The organism is Cryomorphaceae bacterium 1068, from assembly GCA_027214385.1.
Classification (GTDB): Bacteria; Bacteroidota; Bacteroidia; order Flavobacteriales_D; family Cryomorphaceae; genus JAKVAV01.
Genome location: JAPVXR010000003.1, coordinates 1 through 14,548, shown reverse-complemented (window position 1 = coordinate 14,548; position 14,548 = coordinate 1). Strand labels below are relative to the sequence as shown.

Below are 14,548 nucleotides of genomic sequence, written 5' to 3'. Positions count from 1 at the left end.
CTGTGCTTGGTGTCTTAACTGACGATAGGAAGCTATGCCTTTTACTCATCGTTGGGGGGAGTTTTTATTTTATTATTCCACTGAGTACGATTCTCAGCTCTGGGCGGAAATACAATCTCATTCTCCTTATTTACATAGAACCATTTTATCTTGTTACTGTCTCGATGAGTCATGCACTTTTTCTTTACAGAGGTCAGTGCTATACATTCAATAAATTCCGTCGCACAATAGTATTGAGGTTCTATCACGAAAAATCCAGTTGAGTCGACATAACCAAATAGCCCTAAGTTCTCATCAAATTCAAGTCTGAGGTGAACTGAGCAAATACTGTCGGAAATCGCTCTAGCTTCTGCTGTAAATTCTTCCCATGTCTCATCCTGTCCTATGGAACAAAAGGAGTACAGGAATGATAATATGAATAGGGCCCTTTTCATTTTAATGTCCGCAAAGGGACAGGCTTAACACAAGTTAAAGATTAAGCGTTACACCAAATTGGTTTCTAACCTTATTGATGACTCTTTACTTCTTAGATGTCTTTCATCAAAGAAACCTAAAAAAACGTCTCGGTAATATACTTTGCCGACATACATCTTCTCGAATTTTGTTAGTCTTTCAGAAATCGAACCGCAGGTGCTAGGGGAGAATTTTTAAAGATGTATCAGGCAATGCCAATAAAAAAGGGGGTGCCGTCGTGGCATACCCCTCGTAGATTTAATGGTTGTTGAGTGAATTGGCTCACCTGTTTTTGACGACCTTTGTTACCGTGCGGTTTCCGTTGGAATCCAAGGCTATGGAATAAACACCACTTGGTAAGTCGGCTGTGTTTATCTCTATTAGGTGCATACCCGGTGCAAGGTTAGGATTGTCGAGTGCCTGCATTACTTTCTGTCCCATCATATCATACATTTCGATGCTTACCCGATCATATTCAAGCGTTGAAAATTCGATAGTAACACGCTGATTGAAAGGGTTGGGAAAAACCTTTACATCCTTGGCACCAAACTGAGAGTTGTCATCGATAGTAGCAGTTGATTCTGTTTCGGTGCCTGAATCTTCCCCCATCCCCGGCGCCAGTAATTGGGGACAATTATCGAGATACGCTTCAAAAAAGGCTCCTTCATTTGCTCTAAATCCGGGGCCCATGGCCACTACATCTGTAGCCCGAAAACTCCCTTCTGAACCGTCAAAGAATGTAAAAGTGTTGGATAGAAATCCCGAATAGGTAAAGCTGAAGTTTGATGCCATATGAATGGCTTCATTTGCTGTAGCCGCATAATTTCCGATGTAGACGGCATCAGTCGGAGAAACCTGATGGTTGATTACAAAAGGGCGAGACAATACCAATCGGTCTCTGTTTCGAAAGTCGTTACTTCCTATTATAAGATCAGAACCACCACAGGAATAAGTCCCAAATGAGCTACTGAAAACATTCACCCTGCCACAGTCCCCTGCGAAACAGGCTTCCGGATAAGCCATTACCGTTCGGAAGCAGCCAAATGGATCACCGTATCCTGCGTAGGGTGTATCACCAGGCTGTGAAGTATTGAATATGTCATGCGTACACAGCATGTTGTGACCGAGTTCGTGGTGAAAAGTGAAGACATTGAAATTGCCTGTGCCTGTTACGGAAAATTGATTTTCATAAGCTACGCTCAATGTAGCTATACCTCCATCGCCCGCAACAATCAGGGCACATTGGTCGGCTCGCCATAACCCACGCAAGAAGTGGACCTCGTCCATAAACCCATCACTGGTTCCTTGCCACAGGGTTAGGTCGAAATTACGATCTGCAATAGCCGTGTAATTAACGCGGTATGCATGGGCCAATTCTATGTTGAAGTTCACATTACCATAGTCAAAGGCTGTATTGGCAACATTAATTAGGTTATTGATCTGCCCAATAATGCTCGTCCACCCAGCCTCTGCTGTGGGTGTAAAACCAACCAGTACTCTGATGCGGCAGTCGCCACTGAGTTTCTGCTCTGATAGGTTATTTACATAATCGGGTTCAGTGATCTCGTATGGCTTTTCTTTTATACCCGTAGGGCTAATGTCGTGTATATTACAATCTTCAGCGGGTGCTTTGGTAGAATTGACTTCGTACAATACGTGCAGCCCTTCACCAATATGTGTCACGGCATAAATCATATCATCTACAGTGAAGTGACCTACGAGCTCCTCTCCAACCCTAACCATATTTACATCTCCTCCACCATTTTCGTAGTCAACGATTTGACCGCACCAAGATGTGATTGACCGCATGTTTTGCCCACGTTCGACTTTATTCACTTCATACTTTTGCGCATTACTGAGGTTTAAAGTGAGTCGTTCTCCCTTCAGCGCCTCCATGTTTATTTCTACAAAAGTCACGCGTTCATTGATCGGATTCTCGGTAATCGTTCTCAAGTATTTCTGCTGCTTCTGATCAAGCGGAGGGGTATAGCCCAAGTGGACAATTAGATCCTGTGCCTGTGAGGTAAAAACAGTCAGTAAGCATATCAGAGCAGTTAGTACAAAGCTACCGGCCCTTATGCGGTGATTTATATTTTGTGTCTTCATGGCTCGATTAGTTTTCAAGTGCTTCGATTCTTGCACGGAGAGCTTCGTTTTCAGCACTTAGGTCTTCACTCTTGGCGCTTAGGGCGTCATTACTCTCTTTGAGTTCAAGTAAGTACAGAGTGAGTTCTTCCACTTTTTCAATGGTCAGTCTTTGCATTTCGCCCAGGTCCACACCACCTTGGGTTTCTATTTCGTTCGCAGATGGAATATTGGGAAGGTGCTTTTCCGTTTGGATGAAATCTTCGAGCTCATCGAGGCTAAGCCTGTCGTAACTGTCGTCAAATACATAGTCGGGCCAGTTGCTCGTAAGTTGTACACGCATTTCAGTACAAATGGCTTTTCCGTTTACGGAAAGTTTGTAGCCGGTGGCACCGGAGAGCGTGCCTACTCGAAGATCACCGCTTACATATGTAGCTCCAGCGAAATAGCCTGCCCAGCTGCTAGTGCCACCCGAAGCTATTCCGTATACACCGATGCGCGTTCCACCGCTACCCGCAGCGCGACCATAGACACCGTAGGCAGTACCTGTTGATGATCCCGCTTCGGAATTTCCGTATACTCCTCTTCCGCCATTGGATTCACCGTAAACTCCCCAACCAGTACCATCCTGAATTCCTCGGACACCGATTCCAAAAGAAGTAGTGCTAAAATTGTGGCCATAAACCCCTGCTGAGTTTCCTCCCGGAGCAGTACTGGTTACAAATCCACGTACACCGGAAGCATTGGCCGAAGTAGATTCTGTTTCGCCCCATACACCGGGGAAAGTACCATCTCCGGTCTTAGTTCCTCGAATGGCATATGAGCCGGTGGTCGCTCTTACCGTACCGCTAACATGCAACCGATGGCTCGGATCAGTAAGTCCGAGCCCCACATCGCCATTTGGGAGTATGGTCATTCGGTCGTTGCCACCTGTTCTGAGGGATATGTTACCACCGTCAGTTGCAGCGAAATTCATATCGTTTCCAGCCGTTGAAATTCTGCCCGTCACAACACCGTCTTTCGAAAAAGCCAAACGAGACTCGCCGGTTAATCCTATGGTGCCCGGAGCAACTCCCGGATTTTCCAAAATGAAAAGATTTCCAGTGCTCCCTTCGGGTGCTCCCGGTATAGCGAAATTGCCGGGAGAACCGGTCACGCGAGCAGTTGAAGTGCCCGCTGTAATAGCCGATGACCTGAGCTCACTCCCATTCCAAAATGGAACATCCAAGTTTTCAAGATCTTCGGATATCTTCGGATCGCTCTCAGCATTTATGTAGCCTTCAGCGGCATGATCTCCCCAATCGTGTGCTTGGTTCCACTCGGTTGAAGAGCCACCGAATGCATTTATTGTTCCGGAGGTTTCGACATTTCCGTTGGAGGCATCAACTTGAAACAATGAATTTCCCGTGGAACCTCTGAATTCGTACCGCAGATTGCTGCTGTTAAAAAACAGACCGTAGTTGGGATTGGCCGCCGACCTAAAGGCATAGGTATTATTGCCTACCAAGTAATCACTGCCCGAAGCAAATTGTAGGTTGGTCGTTAAGTCGCCATTGTTGGCATTGAATGAAAATACGGGAATAGCACTTCCATTCCGAAACTCATACTGACTATTGGTTGAATTGAAGAACAATCCGAAATTGGGATTTTGTGTAAACTGAAACGCGTACTGATTAGGCCCGATATCGATGGTTTGAGCATCAACTTTGGCCGTAAAGGCTGCCAAAAATGCAGCAACTAGCATTAAGATGGGCTTTGTTGCCCTCGTGAAAAGGTTTGTAGTTTTCATGGGTATTGGTTTTAAGCGGCAATACCATTTTTTTTTGGTTGAGGTAGCGCCGCGGGTTCAATGAAAAAGGCTTAATGGCAACCAACAACATCAATATGCGATCTTATCAGGCCATGAATCAAAAGTATTTGGAGCCCATTGGACGCGCTAATAGCGGAGTATCATTTCCTGACACAGGAGTCTCAATCCGAGCATATTATGAAAACAAGAAGCGGGAAAGGTTGATTTCACCAATGATTCACTTCGTTTTTTTAGCGTAAGCAGACGGCGTAACACCGAAAAGAGATTTAAAGCACTTAGCGAAATAGGATAGGTTATTAAAGCCGACGGCATAGGCCACTTGAGTAACATTTTCGCCATCCTGTTCCAGAATTTGGGCGGCCCGTTTCAATCGGAAGTTTCGCAATAGTTCGCCTGGTGTCTGTGAAGTGATCGCTTTAAACTTTCTGTGCAATTGTGCTTTGCTCATGGCAAGTGATTCTTGCATTTCGGCAATACCGAAATCGGAGTCAGCGTATTTTTCTTCAAAGAGGTCGAGTGTTTTCTGCAAGAACTGCTCATCCATGGAATTCACGGTCACCTCTTTGGGATGCACGAAGTTGCTCTTGGTAAACAGATCTCTCAAGTTCTCACGCTGTTGAATAAGGTTCTTGACCCTTACCTGCAATTCCAAGGTGTTAAAAGGCTTTGTTAAATAGTCGTCGGCACCCGTTTCGAGGCCTTCAATTTTATTCTCTATGCCCGCTTTTGCCGTGAGCATAATGACAGGAATGTGGCTGGTATGAATGTTTAATTTAAGTTCCTTACATAATGTGATTCCATCTATTTGAGGCATCATCAGATCTGTTATGATAAGATCAGGGGTCTGCTTATTGGCTTTTTCGAGGCCATCTTGACCATTAAAGGCTTCTATGATTTGGTACTCATCTTCAAGTTGCTGACGGATAAAGTCACGCATGTCAATATGATCTTCAATGATAAGGACGGTTTTATGAGCAATGGATTGATCCGGTTCAGGAGATCTCGCCGAACCTTTAAAATCATGCTCATGAAAAGAATAGTCCGCTTCGGTCTCTCGCTTTGAAGGAATGATTTCTTCCAGCGGAATGATGACTTTAAAAAAGGTCCCTTGGCCTATTTCACTTTCCACAAAAATTTCACCAATCATTATATCAACCAGCTCCTTAGTAAGTGCGAGACCGATCCCTGTTCCTTCTTTTTCTTTCGTAAAACTGTCATCCACCTGATAAAATCGATCAAAGATCTTTTGAAGACGCTCAGCGGGGATACCGTGGCCTGTGTCTTTGACTTCTATTCGCAATTGTCCACCTGCATAAGACGCAGAAAAAACCACGGTCCCATTATCTGATGTGAACTTGAAGGCATTGCTAAGTAAATTGTAGGCTACTTTCTCCAATTTATCGCGATCGAATGAAGCCCATAAAGTAGTGGAAGGAATTCGTATTTGGTAATCCATATTTCTCTGTGCCGCATGGGAGCTGAAGGAGGAGGCAGCGGCACGCAGACACTTAAATGTATTGCCTTCTGTGGGTTCCAATTTTAAGCCACCTGCATCAATTTTGGACAGGTCGAGCAGTTGATTGACCAATTTCAGCAAGCGATTTGCGTTGCGTCGCACCATTTTGACATTCTCAGGTGGCATTGGTTTTTCGGGCGATCTTTCGGCGAGCTCAATCGGACCTTTAATCAACGTAAGTGGGGTTCTGAACTCGTGGGAAATATTGGCAAATAGCCTTGTTTTCATCCGATCGAGCTCCTTGAGTTGATCCGTTTGTGCTCGTAGCTTTTCAGTCTTCTCTTCCAACTCAGCATTTTTCACAACCATCGCCTCTGTGCGATCCAAGACAATGGCCTCTAAATCGAGATTTTTCTGGCGCAGCTGCCTTGTTCGCCAATAATTGAGACTTACAAAGACAACGATAGCCAATAAGATGTAGAGCAAATAGGCCCACCATGTACGGTGCCAAGGTGGAAGTATTACAAATGCAAAATTGCTTCCGGCGCTCACTTGCCCGAAAATATCCTTCGAACGTACCCTAAACGTATAATTGCCTTCGGAAAGGTTGGTATAGTCTTTTTGAGTTTCCACGGTCCAGGCAGACCAGCTGTCTTCAAATCCCTCCAATTGGTATTGATAGAGGTGGGAATTTTCGTCGTAATACCCTGTACTGCTGTAGGCTACCCTCAGCATTTTATTGGAATGTGGCAACGAAATACTTGTCCGCTGGTACGGGCCCGAAATAAGCAACGAATCAGTGTCGTACAAAACTTTATTGATCAGAGCTAAACCTCCGTTATTGTCAATCTTTTTTTGCTTCAGGTCATGTCGGTACACACCGTCGTTTCCACCGTACCAAATCACACTGTCTTCAAGATCAACGAATGCGGCGATCTGATCTTGTCCCGCAATTCTGTGCTCGTGTAATTCCTCCACTTCGTATTGATTGTCGGCTTGTTTCCACGCGATGTAATTATTTGAAAATCCGTCATCGTCGAATGTTGTGAATAGAACATTCTCCAATGTGTCGACATGGTTTAAGCGTATAGGTCCAGGTTTGTTAAAGAACAGGGCTTGAAGTAAGGTGTCTTCTGCGAATCTATCGGTACCCGGATCGTAACTAAAAGATGTTTTTCCAGCTTCATGTGGGGTGCTGTATATGACACCATTTACCATTAAAAGCTGTGTTCTCTCGACTGACAATCCATTTTCAAGACCGTATTTTTTAAGAATCGGATTTTCTAAATCTCGGGCTTCACCTCGGTTTTCAAAACGGACACGCCATAACCAGTCTTCGCTGGTTTCGAGCCAAATATTTCCCGATGAGTCGACTAAAACAGTATATGTGTCTACATCTATGTCGGCCACAGGGCCTTCTCGAATCCACTCACCCTCTTTGAAATAAATCGATTCAAATCCACGGGCCATCGTCAGAAAGATGCGGTTATCATCGAGTGGAGATCTCCGAAATTTGGAAATATTTTCAGTGGGAATGCGGCTTACCTCGTTGTCCTTTATTTCATATATACCACCGGTTCCTCCTACCATCAGCCTATCTTCGAAAACATGCAAATCCCAAATGCGCTTGTTCATATCCAAAACACCTTCAAATTGTGCCTTGCCCGACTTGTCGGTTTCCAGAACAAATAGTCCAATATCCGTCCCCGCATATAGTTTTCCCTTGTACCGGGTAAGTGCAAAAGCCCTGAAGTTTCCGTTTAAGTGCTCGAAGCAGGTAAACGGTGAGGGATACTCTATTTTAGCGATACCTTTGCCCAAGGAAGCCCAAAGTATCCCCGATTTATCTTGAAATAAATTATATACTTCCAAGGAGCCCAAGTACTCATTGTCATTCAACAAGAGTTTTAGCTTCCCTTCATTGTCTATTACGACCAAACCCGCATTGAGTGTAGCTATGGCAAATGTTCCGTCGTTTAGAACAATGCCGCCATAGGGAAAACTTTCTACCAGGTAATCCTCAACTTCGTTGTAAAAAGGGACTATCTCATTTTCGTCATGAATGTAAAAACCTTTTAGCGTGCCTACGAGCAGCTTATTTGGTGGATATGGAAGCATTACCGTTACTCCCTTTTTGACGTAAAACTCACCGTTCGGAATTAACTCGAGGTCGTCATTTCCCATAGACATCATGCCTTGCGAATTGTGCATAACATAGAACTTCCCTCTGACGACAAAGGAAAAGCGAAATTCGTTTTCTTCGGATTTCCAGACTTTTAATTTTTCATTGTCCCATCTAAAAATGGCCTCCGTGCTCCTGAAATAAATACCGTCGTCAGCGGCAAGTACGGTCCAAATGGTCGAAAAGTCCCGATCAGATTCTTGCAATGAATCGGAAAGCGAAACGTACTGAAATTGCCCCAACTCATCGGGTTCGATAAACCCGAATTCTCCAAAAGCGCCCACATAGACTCGGCTCTTATTGTCTATCGCGATACATTTTGTGTGGGTTTTATTGGGCAATTCTATCAGCTCCCAAGTCACACCATTGTAAATAAGCACACCTCCCCCATTTGCAAAGTACAGCATGCCGAGACTGTCTTGCACTGCGCCCCAGTTTTGGGTTAATGCATCGTACCGTTCGGGCGAGTAATACTCGATAAAGGGTAGTCCCGATTCCGATTTCTTTGATTCTGTATCAAGCGGTACATCATTCTGAGCCATCATTGAAAGAGCTGCTGACAGAAAACACCAAAATGACAAACATAACCAGCGGACTTCCATAGGTTTAGAAATGAAATTTGAATATAGAAAAAATCTTCTTTAAGGTATCCGGCACCTTTCGGTGAAGACGCTTGGCCAAAAAGCGTAAAATCCCGGTTGAAGGCTAACAGAATAGTCTCAGATTTTACCACTTTTCGCTCGCAAGACAGCCGCAGGTTGAAACAGTCTTAATTCCCTGATATTCCTTTTACCGAAGGGTTTCTAGTTTGAATTGATGGAGTGGAGGGTGAACTGCCCCCTACCCTTCCGTCGGAGTCAATAGCGATGCCTGCTGAGAAACACACCGGACCTACATTCTTTCTGAAAGATCAGAGAGTAGCGGCTCTCTTATTTATAACGAACCGTAAATCGTTGAGGAGAAAGCAGAGTACACCAAATAATAATGCAGCCAATACCAACTGTCAGGTCAATTTAATGGGTGCGAACATCTTCGAGCAGAAGCCAAAACCTTCGGGATTCGGCTTAAGCACAAACGGTTCAAATCCAGTGATAACATACTTGACCAGCTGCAGAATTAAAGATCACCGCCAATAAGATTGTCGATGCTTTCATTTTTTGCTTAACCACGACATTCCGATAAACCCAATAGAAGGAAGAGTTGTAGCGTTCACCTCACTTAACTTGTCAATGATTTGTTTTGCTCGCTAAGTGGCCAAACCCATGAACTCGACCTTCTCTGATATACGCGATAAGCCTCTCTCCCATCTCTCAAGAATTTTCGTACTCTCGGATATAATGAAATCAATGGAAAATACGTAGCTTAAGCATGATGGAAATAGTGGACTTTCTTAAGGATTCTGAATCGTATCCGCACGAGACTAATGCAGATATCAAACATCTCGAAACGCATATTTCGCATGTTTACCTTTGTGGAGATTATGCCTACAAAATGAAAAAAAGCCTCGATCTCGGTTTTTTGGATTTTACCTCTTTAGAAAAACGAAAATTTTACTGTGAAGAAGAATTGCGTCTCAATTCCATTTTCGCTCCTGAACTCTACCTCGAGGTAGTTCCCATTTATGAAAAGGACGGCCAATTCAGTTTTCAGCAAAAGGGAAGAGTCGTTGAATACGTTTTAAAAATGAAGGAGTTTGAGCAGGAGCAAATACTTTCACGCATTGTAGAAAGAGGAGATTTTACCGCTGAACTTTTTACTGAGCTAGCGCAAAAACTAGCCCGACTGCATCAAAAAGGCGTTTCAAGTGAGGAGATTAACAGCTTTGCTTCTGTAGGAAATATCAGAAAAATAGCGCTTCAGAATTTTGCTCAAACCGATAAGTATAAAGGCAAGTGTATTTCTGAGAAGAGTTTTGAGCGCATTCAAAAGTTCACGCTTAACTTTATAAATGAGCATAAAGTCCTTTTTGATGCAAGACGGCAATCGGGAAAAATCAGGGAATGCCACGGTGATTTGCACTTGAATAATATTTGTCTCTACAAGGGCGAGATCCTATTTTTTGACCGCATCGAATTCAATGAAGAATTTAGAAATATTGATGTGGTTTATGATCTGGCTTTTCTGGTCATGGATTTGCATTTCAGAAAACAATTCAGCCTTGCCACGCGGGTTATAAACGAATATTTTGAACAGAGTGGTGACTATGAGGGAGCAGCGCTCTTGAATTTTTATGCCGGTATGCGGGCATATATCCGCGGTAAGGTCATTTCTTTTCGTTCGGACAATTCAGAAATTACAGACCAAGAAAAAGACGAAAATAGAGCGGAAGCCAGAGCCTACTTTGATCTTGCAGAATCATACGCCACAGATCAGAAAGCGAAACTTTGGATTACCAGTGGTTTATCGGGTTCGGGCAAAAGCACGGTGGCTCGTAGAATTGCTGCGGAAAAACAATTTCTGATCATACGTTCTGATGCGCTTAGAAAACACCTTACGGGAGTACCGCTTTATGAAAAAGGCCCGGAACAAATTTACAATTCCGAGATAAGCCAAGCCACGTATAATAAGATGATTGAGCTGGCGGATTTTCTCTCATCGTTTGGTATATCCGTAATCCTCGATGCCAGGTTTGACAATAGGAAAATGCGATCCAAAGCGATGAATCTAGCAGAGAAAAAGCAGCTAGATTTTAAAATTGTCTATTGCCAAGCTGACCCACAAGTTTTAAAAAGACGCTTAGATCAAAGATCCGGCGATGTTTCCGATGCAGATGCATCTCTAATCGATCAACAAATCGAAACTTTTGAAGATTTTAGTCGCGAGGAAAATGGATATCTCTTCGATCTATTAGTTGATGTATAATCAGCCCTTCTAATTGCGGGGCATCATAGCTTATGGAAAAAAGCCCGGTAATCCCGTGTCATCAAATTTCTCATCCCACTAATTGGGCGGTAAATACATTAACTAAAGAAATCAAAGCATGTAGAAACTAAGCTTAACTGCTTACTTTCTCGTTCTAAGGATTTCCTGATCACCGGGTTCCACAATTAATCTAAACGGACTTTGGTGTAGGATTAATTCCCTCTCATTCTTTTTTAATACCAAACTGATTAAATTATTGTCGACTTTACCTGTCTTTTGCAGTCGCATTGTTGCCGTCAGGTTTGGAGTTCACGTAAGTTTAATATTCTCTTAAATCACCTCCTAAAAAAGTGTAAACCATGTGCCTTTAACTTTGTAAACTATGTCCCTTTAACGCACCTAACTAAGAGATTAATCGGGTCTTTCGGGAACATGGACAAAATCAACTTCTAAACTATTTCCAAATGAAACTATGATGGAACACAATACGGAAACACTTTCCCCATTGTGGGTAGCAGGCTTCATCACAGGTATTTTTCTAAGCACTCTTAAGATTTCTGCCTGAACGGTTACTTCTGAATCTCTCACTTTCATGCCGGTTAAATTTCCATTTTCGTTGATTATAAAAAATACTTCTACCGGCTTTGGTTCTGAGAGATTTAAATCTTGAGATACACTCAAGTTAAACTCTCGCTTAATAAATGTCGATACTTTATTGTTAAAACACTCTCTTGTTTCTGCTATTGAGAGGCCTTCACAACCATTATATACGGGGGCAATTTCTACATCTTTTAATACCATACTATTGTCAGTAGTATAAGTTGCCAAACCGTCATTATGGGACACAATGCTGCATAAACTTAATAATGCCTGTTCCTCTACTTCTGTCATATTACCTTGTGCCATCACTTGTTCCTGAACAGCATTTATTTTCGTTATTAATTCACTTTCTGTGTTTTCCAACGAGTTGGATTCCTCCTTACAGGAAACGCATAAGAGAACTATAAAAATGGTTGAGAGAACGATTAAATTTTGGAATGTAAATTTTGTTTTCTGATCAAATTTGTATTTCATAAGTTTTGATTTTTTTGCTTGCCACAACGCTCACTGTAAGGTGCGTATCCCTTAGGGTATGCACTTTACAGTGAGCGTTGTGGGTAGTCTTTTCTATTTTTCTTGTTCTTCATAATCTTTAGGCAATTTAAGCTTTGGCCTTGGCTTTAAAAAATATCTACTGAGCAGCCTGTCCAAAGCGATTTCATTTTCATTTAAGTATAGATGATAACCGTCTAAAATAATAGAGGACATATCATCAGGGTGAGTTACGCCAAGGTCTAAAAAGTATTCTCTGAGTCTGGAGCTTGACCAAAGTCCCCATCGATTTCGAAGATTTGTCCCTAAGCCCATGTGATAATCGGCTGGCATAGTTTCCCCAAATTTTTCCCTGTTATTCTCGGTCAGAAGTTTGTCAAGTTCGCTGAGACAGTCTTTAAGATCCTTCGGGATGTAGACACCATCCAGCGTATCTTGTTTAATGCGCCACAGTTCATGCTTTCGCTCTTGTTTCTTTTCTTCTATTCTTTCATTGATGGCTACCAGAGTGTCAGACTTCCTGAAATAATCCTTTTGATAGAAATACCATTGTTCCGTTATATCAGGGATGGAATTTTCATCGAATGTTTGACCTAAAAAGAAATCTTCAATTTGCTTGTTCAAGGTTGAATCTTCAAAATCGGCTTCTACTTGAAGACAAACGCCTGTAAGGTCTATGAGACAATTCAATTCCAGAAGATAATATTTGTATTTGTCCTTTTTCATTACTCCGTCGTACTTGTAATCGAACTCATTCTCAAACGACTTGTAGTATTCATCGCCGTTTGAAAGCAGCGGTAATTTTGAACCTGGCCAATTGAATTCAGGTTTTATGATTTTAGGCTCATGGAAATGTCTGTCCACGATCTCTTCTGAATTATCAATGCGTTGACGATTAATCATGTTTCCTGTTCTCAGGTCGAACTGAAGTAGCTCAAAATCTTTTGTTGCTAAAAAGGTAGTTTCACCATCAGTATAAAAAGGCCATTCAAGCAGCTTTGCTTTATAAGCAGTTATTGAATCGGGGAATATATATCGGCCATTATCCCATTCCCAGCCTTCCCAGCTATCATAGAACAAAGTATAATAGTAGTCGTCTAAGTTTTTCTGAACGAGCTGGTTGACCAAGTAGGTTTTTGCAATCTTCCCCTCATCATAGTATAAAACAGCTCTTTCGTCAAATTCGTCGTCATTATAAATCGAGTACTTAACAATTAAAATTGCCGCACCGTCATTGCCTAATACGATTCCCTGAGGAGGAAAATATTTTGGAATTGAGTACAGCAACAAAGAGTCGGATGAATTGAAAATATCTGTACGACCTTGGTCTTCCCACAGCTGACTAGCAAAAGGAATTGACTTTAAATAAAATCGGTCGTTGGGAGATGACAAAAAATATGGAAACGATGCACCAATTTGACAAGTGCCTTGAACCAAAACGAACATCAATATGAATGTAAGCAGTCTTGTCATTTTTTTATTACCACCAACGCTCAGAGTAAGATGTCGTAAGCGACGTCAGGAGCTTATCCATTTTACTCAATGTTGTGTGCTGGCTTTATTTAACTTTTAAAAAGTATCGTTCTTTTGATTTTCCGAACGCTCCGATTCTTTCGTAAAATTTCATAGCTCTAGTATTAAAGACTGGTGTCTGCCATTGGATTAGTTTACAGCCTAATTGTTGTGTTTCTTTTTTAATTCTCTCTATTAATTTTTCACCAAGCCCATAACCTCTTGATTCTTCAGTCAAGAATAAACAATCCATATAGATGTAATGGCATGCATCCCAAGTAGAAAATTGTTTCATGTAAGTTGCATAACCAATAAGTTGACTTTCATCTTCTACAACTAAACAAAATAAACTGGGATTATTTGAAAACAGATATTTGTCTAATAGCTTCTTTTTTCCGTTAGCCTCATATTCAGCTTTTTCGAAACTTGCATGCAGAGTGCATAAGTCAATCAAATTAGGTAGGTCCTTTTTTTGAGCGAAACGTATTTTGGGTTCATTTCTCATACTTCCAAACTAATGGTGTCATTAAAGTATTTGTCGTAATGAGGTTCGGGAAACTTCTTTAAAACATTGTTCATCCATGCTATCCTTTCGTGATTGATGACTTCTAGTTCCCAAATACATGGTGCAAGTCCATCACCCGATATTCTATCAAATAAATTTGGTTTTTCAGGATTAGTCAAATATATATTCGTATGCAGCATATACTTGTCAATCCACCAATTTATCAATGAAAAGATGCCTTCTGTACCTGCATGTAAGATTAAAAAGGCAATTTTATCATTAGATGCATTAAAGCTATTTTCCTGTTTTAGCCACTTAGGAAGTTGTTTAATAACATTATTATAGAAAATAGGGTGGTTGAATTCTCCGATTTTCGAAATCGTATAAATTTTTACTTGCCAATTGTCTATTTTGACCAATTCTCTAAAGCTTATTTTTCTTGTTTTGTATTCTGTCATTTCAGTTTTTTAGCTTGCACACAACGTTTTAGCTAAACTGCGTTTTAATGCAGTTTAGGTTTTGATGGCAAGCGTATTTCTTTTTTCTATTTCATTGTCTAGTAATTCTTTGACTCCATCTGAAGGTAAGAAG

General features: G+C 41.8%; 8 protein-coding genes. 1 reads left to right on the top strand and 7 read right to left on the bottom strand.

Annotation, left to right across the window (positions count from 1 at the left end; all coding sequences use genetic code 11):
- Window positions 1-735: 735 nt before the first annotated feature.
- The 3 genes from O3Q51_05080 to O3Q51_05070 all read right to left on the bottom strand — a co-directional run bounded on the left by O3Q51_05080 (window position 736) and on the right by O3Q51_05070 (window position 8,588).
- Window positions 736-2,559, bottom strand: a complete 1,824-nt coding sequence (locus O3Q51_05080) for a zinc-dependent metalloprotease (protein MCZ4408168.1) — start codon at window positions 2,557-2,559, stop codon at window positions 736-738.
- Between the two features lie 7 nt (window positions 2,560-2,566).
- Complete coding sequence (locus O3Q51_05075) at window positions 2,567-4,327, bottom strand: hypothetical protein (protein ID MCZ4408167.1); 1,761 nt, start codon at window positions 4,325-4,327, stop codon at window positions 2,567-2,569.
- A gap of 238 nt (window positions 4,328-4,565) precedes the next feature.
- Window positions 4,566-8,588 (bottom strand): hybrid sensor histidine kinase/response regulator transcription factor, encoded by a 4,023-nt coding sequence (locus O3Q51_05070; GenBank protein ID MCZ4408166.1) that lies wholly within the window; start codon window positions 8,586-8,588, stop codon window positions 4,566-4,568.
- 766 nt (window positions 8,589-9,354) lie between these two features.
- On the opposite strand from O3Q51_05070, the gene O3Q51_05065 reads away from it, so the two are divergent.
- Window positions 9,355-10,848 (top strand): AAA family ATPase, encoded by a 1,494-nt coding sequence (locus O3Q51_05065; protein ID MCZ4408165.1) that lies wholly within the window; start codon window positions 9,355-9,357, stop codon window positions 10,846-10,848.
- A 411-nt stretch (window positions 10,849-11,259) separates the two neighbouring features.
- On the opposite strand, the gene O3Q51_05060 is transcribed toward O3Q51_05065, so the two are convergent.
- From O3Q51_05060 to O3Q51_05045, 4 genes are all read right to left on the bottom strand, one after another.
- Window positions 11,260-11,922 (bottom strand): hypothetical protein, encoded by a 663-nt coding sequence (locus O3Q51_05060; GenBank protein MCZ4408164.1) that lies wholly within the window; start codon window positions 11,920-11,922, stop codon window positions 11,260-11,262.
- 93 nt (window positions 11,923-12,015) lie between these two features.
- On the bottom strand, window positions 12,016-13,413 hold the full coding sequence (locus O3Q51_05055; protein ID MCZ4408163.1) for a hypothetical protein: 1,398 nt from the start codon (window positions 13,411-13,413) through the stop codon (window positions 12,016-12,018).
- An 85-nt stretch (window positions 13,414-13,498) separates the two neighbouring features.
- The gene (locus O3Q51_05050) at window positions 13,499-13,957 is read right to left on the bottom strand and encodes a GNAT family N-acetyltransferase (GenBank protein MCZ4408162.1); all 459 of its coding nucleotides are present in this window, start codon (window positions 13,955-13,957) and stop codon (window positions 13,499-13,501) included.
- Complete coding sequence (locus O3Q51_05045; GenBank protein MCZ4408161.1) at window positions 13,954-14,415, bottom strand: hypothetical protein; 462 nt, start codon at window positions 14,413-14,415, stop codon at window positions 13,954-13,956. The genes O3Q51_05050 and O3Q51_05045 overlap by 4 nt, the downstream gene beginning before the upstream one ends.
- Window positions 14,416-14,548 lie beyond the last annotated feature (133 nt).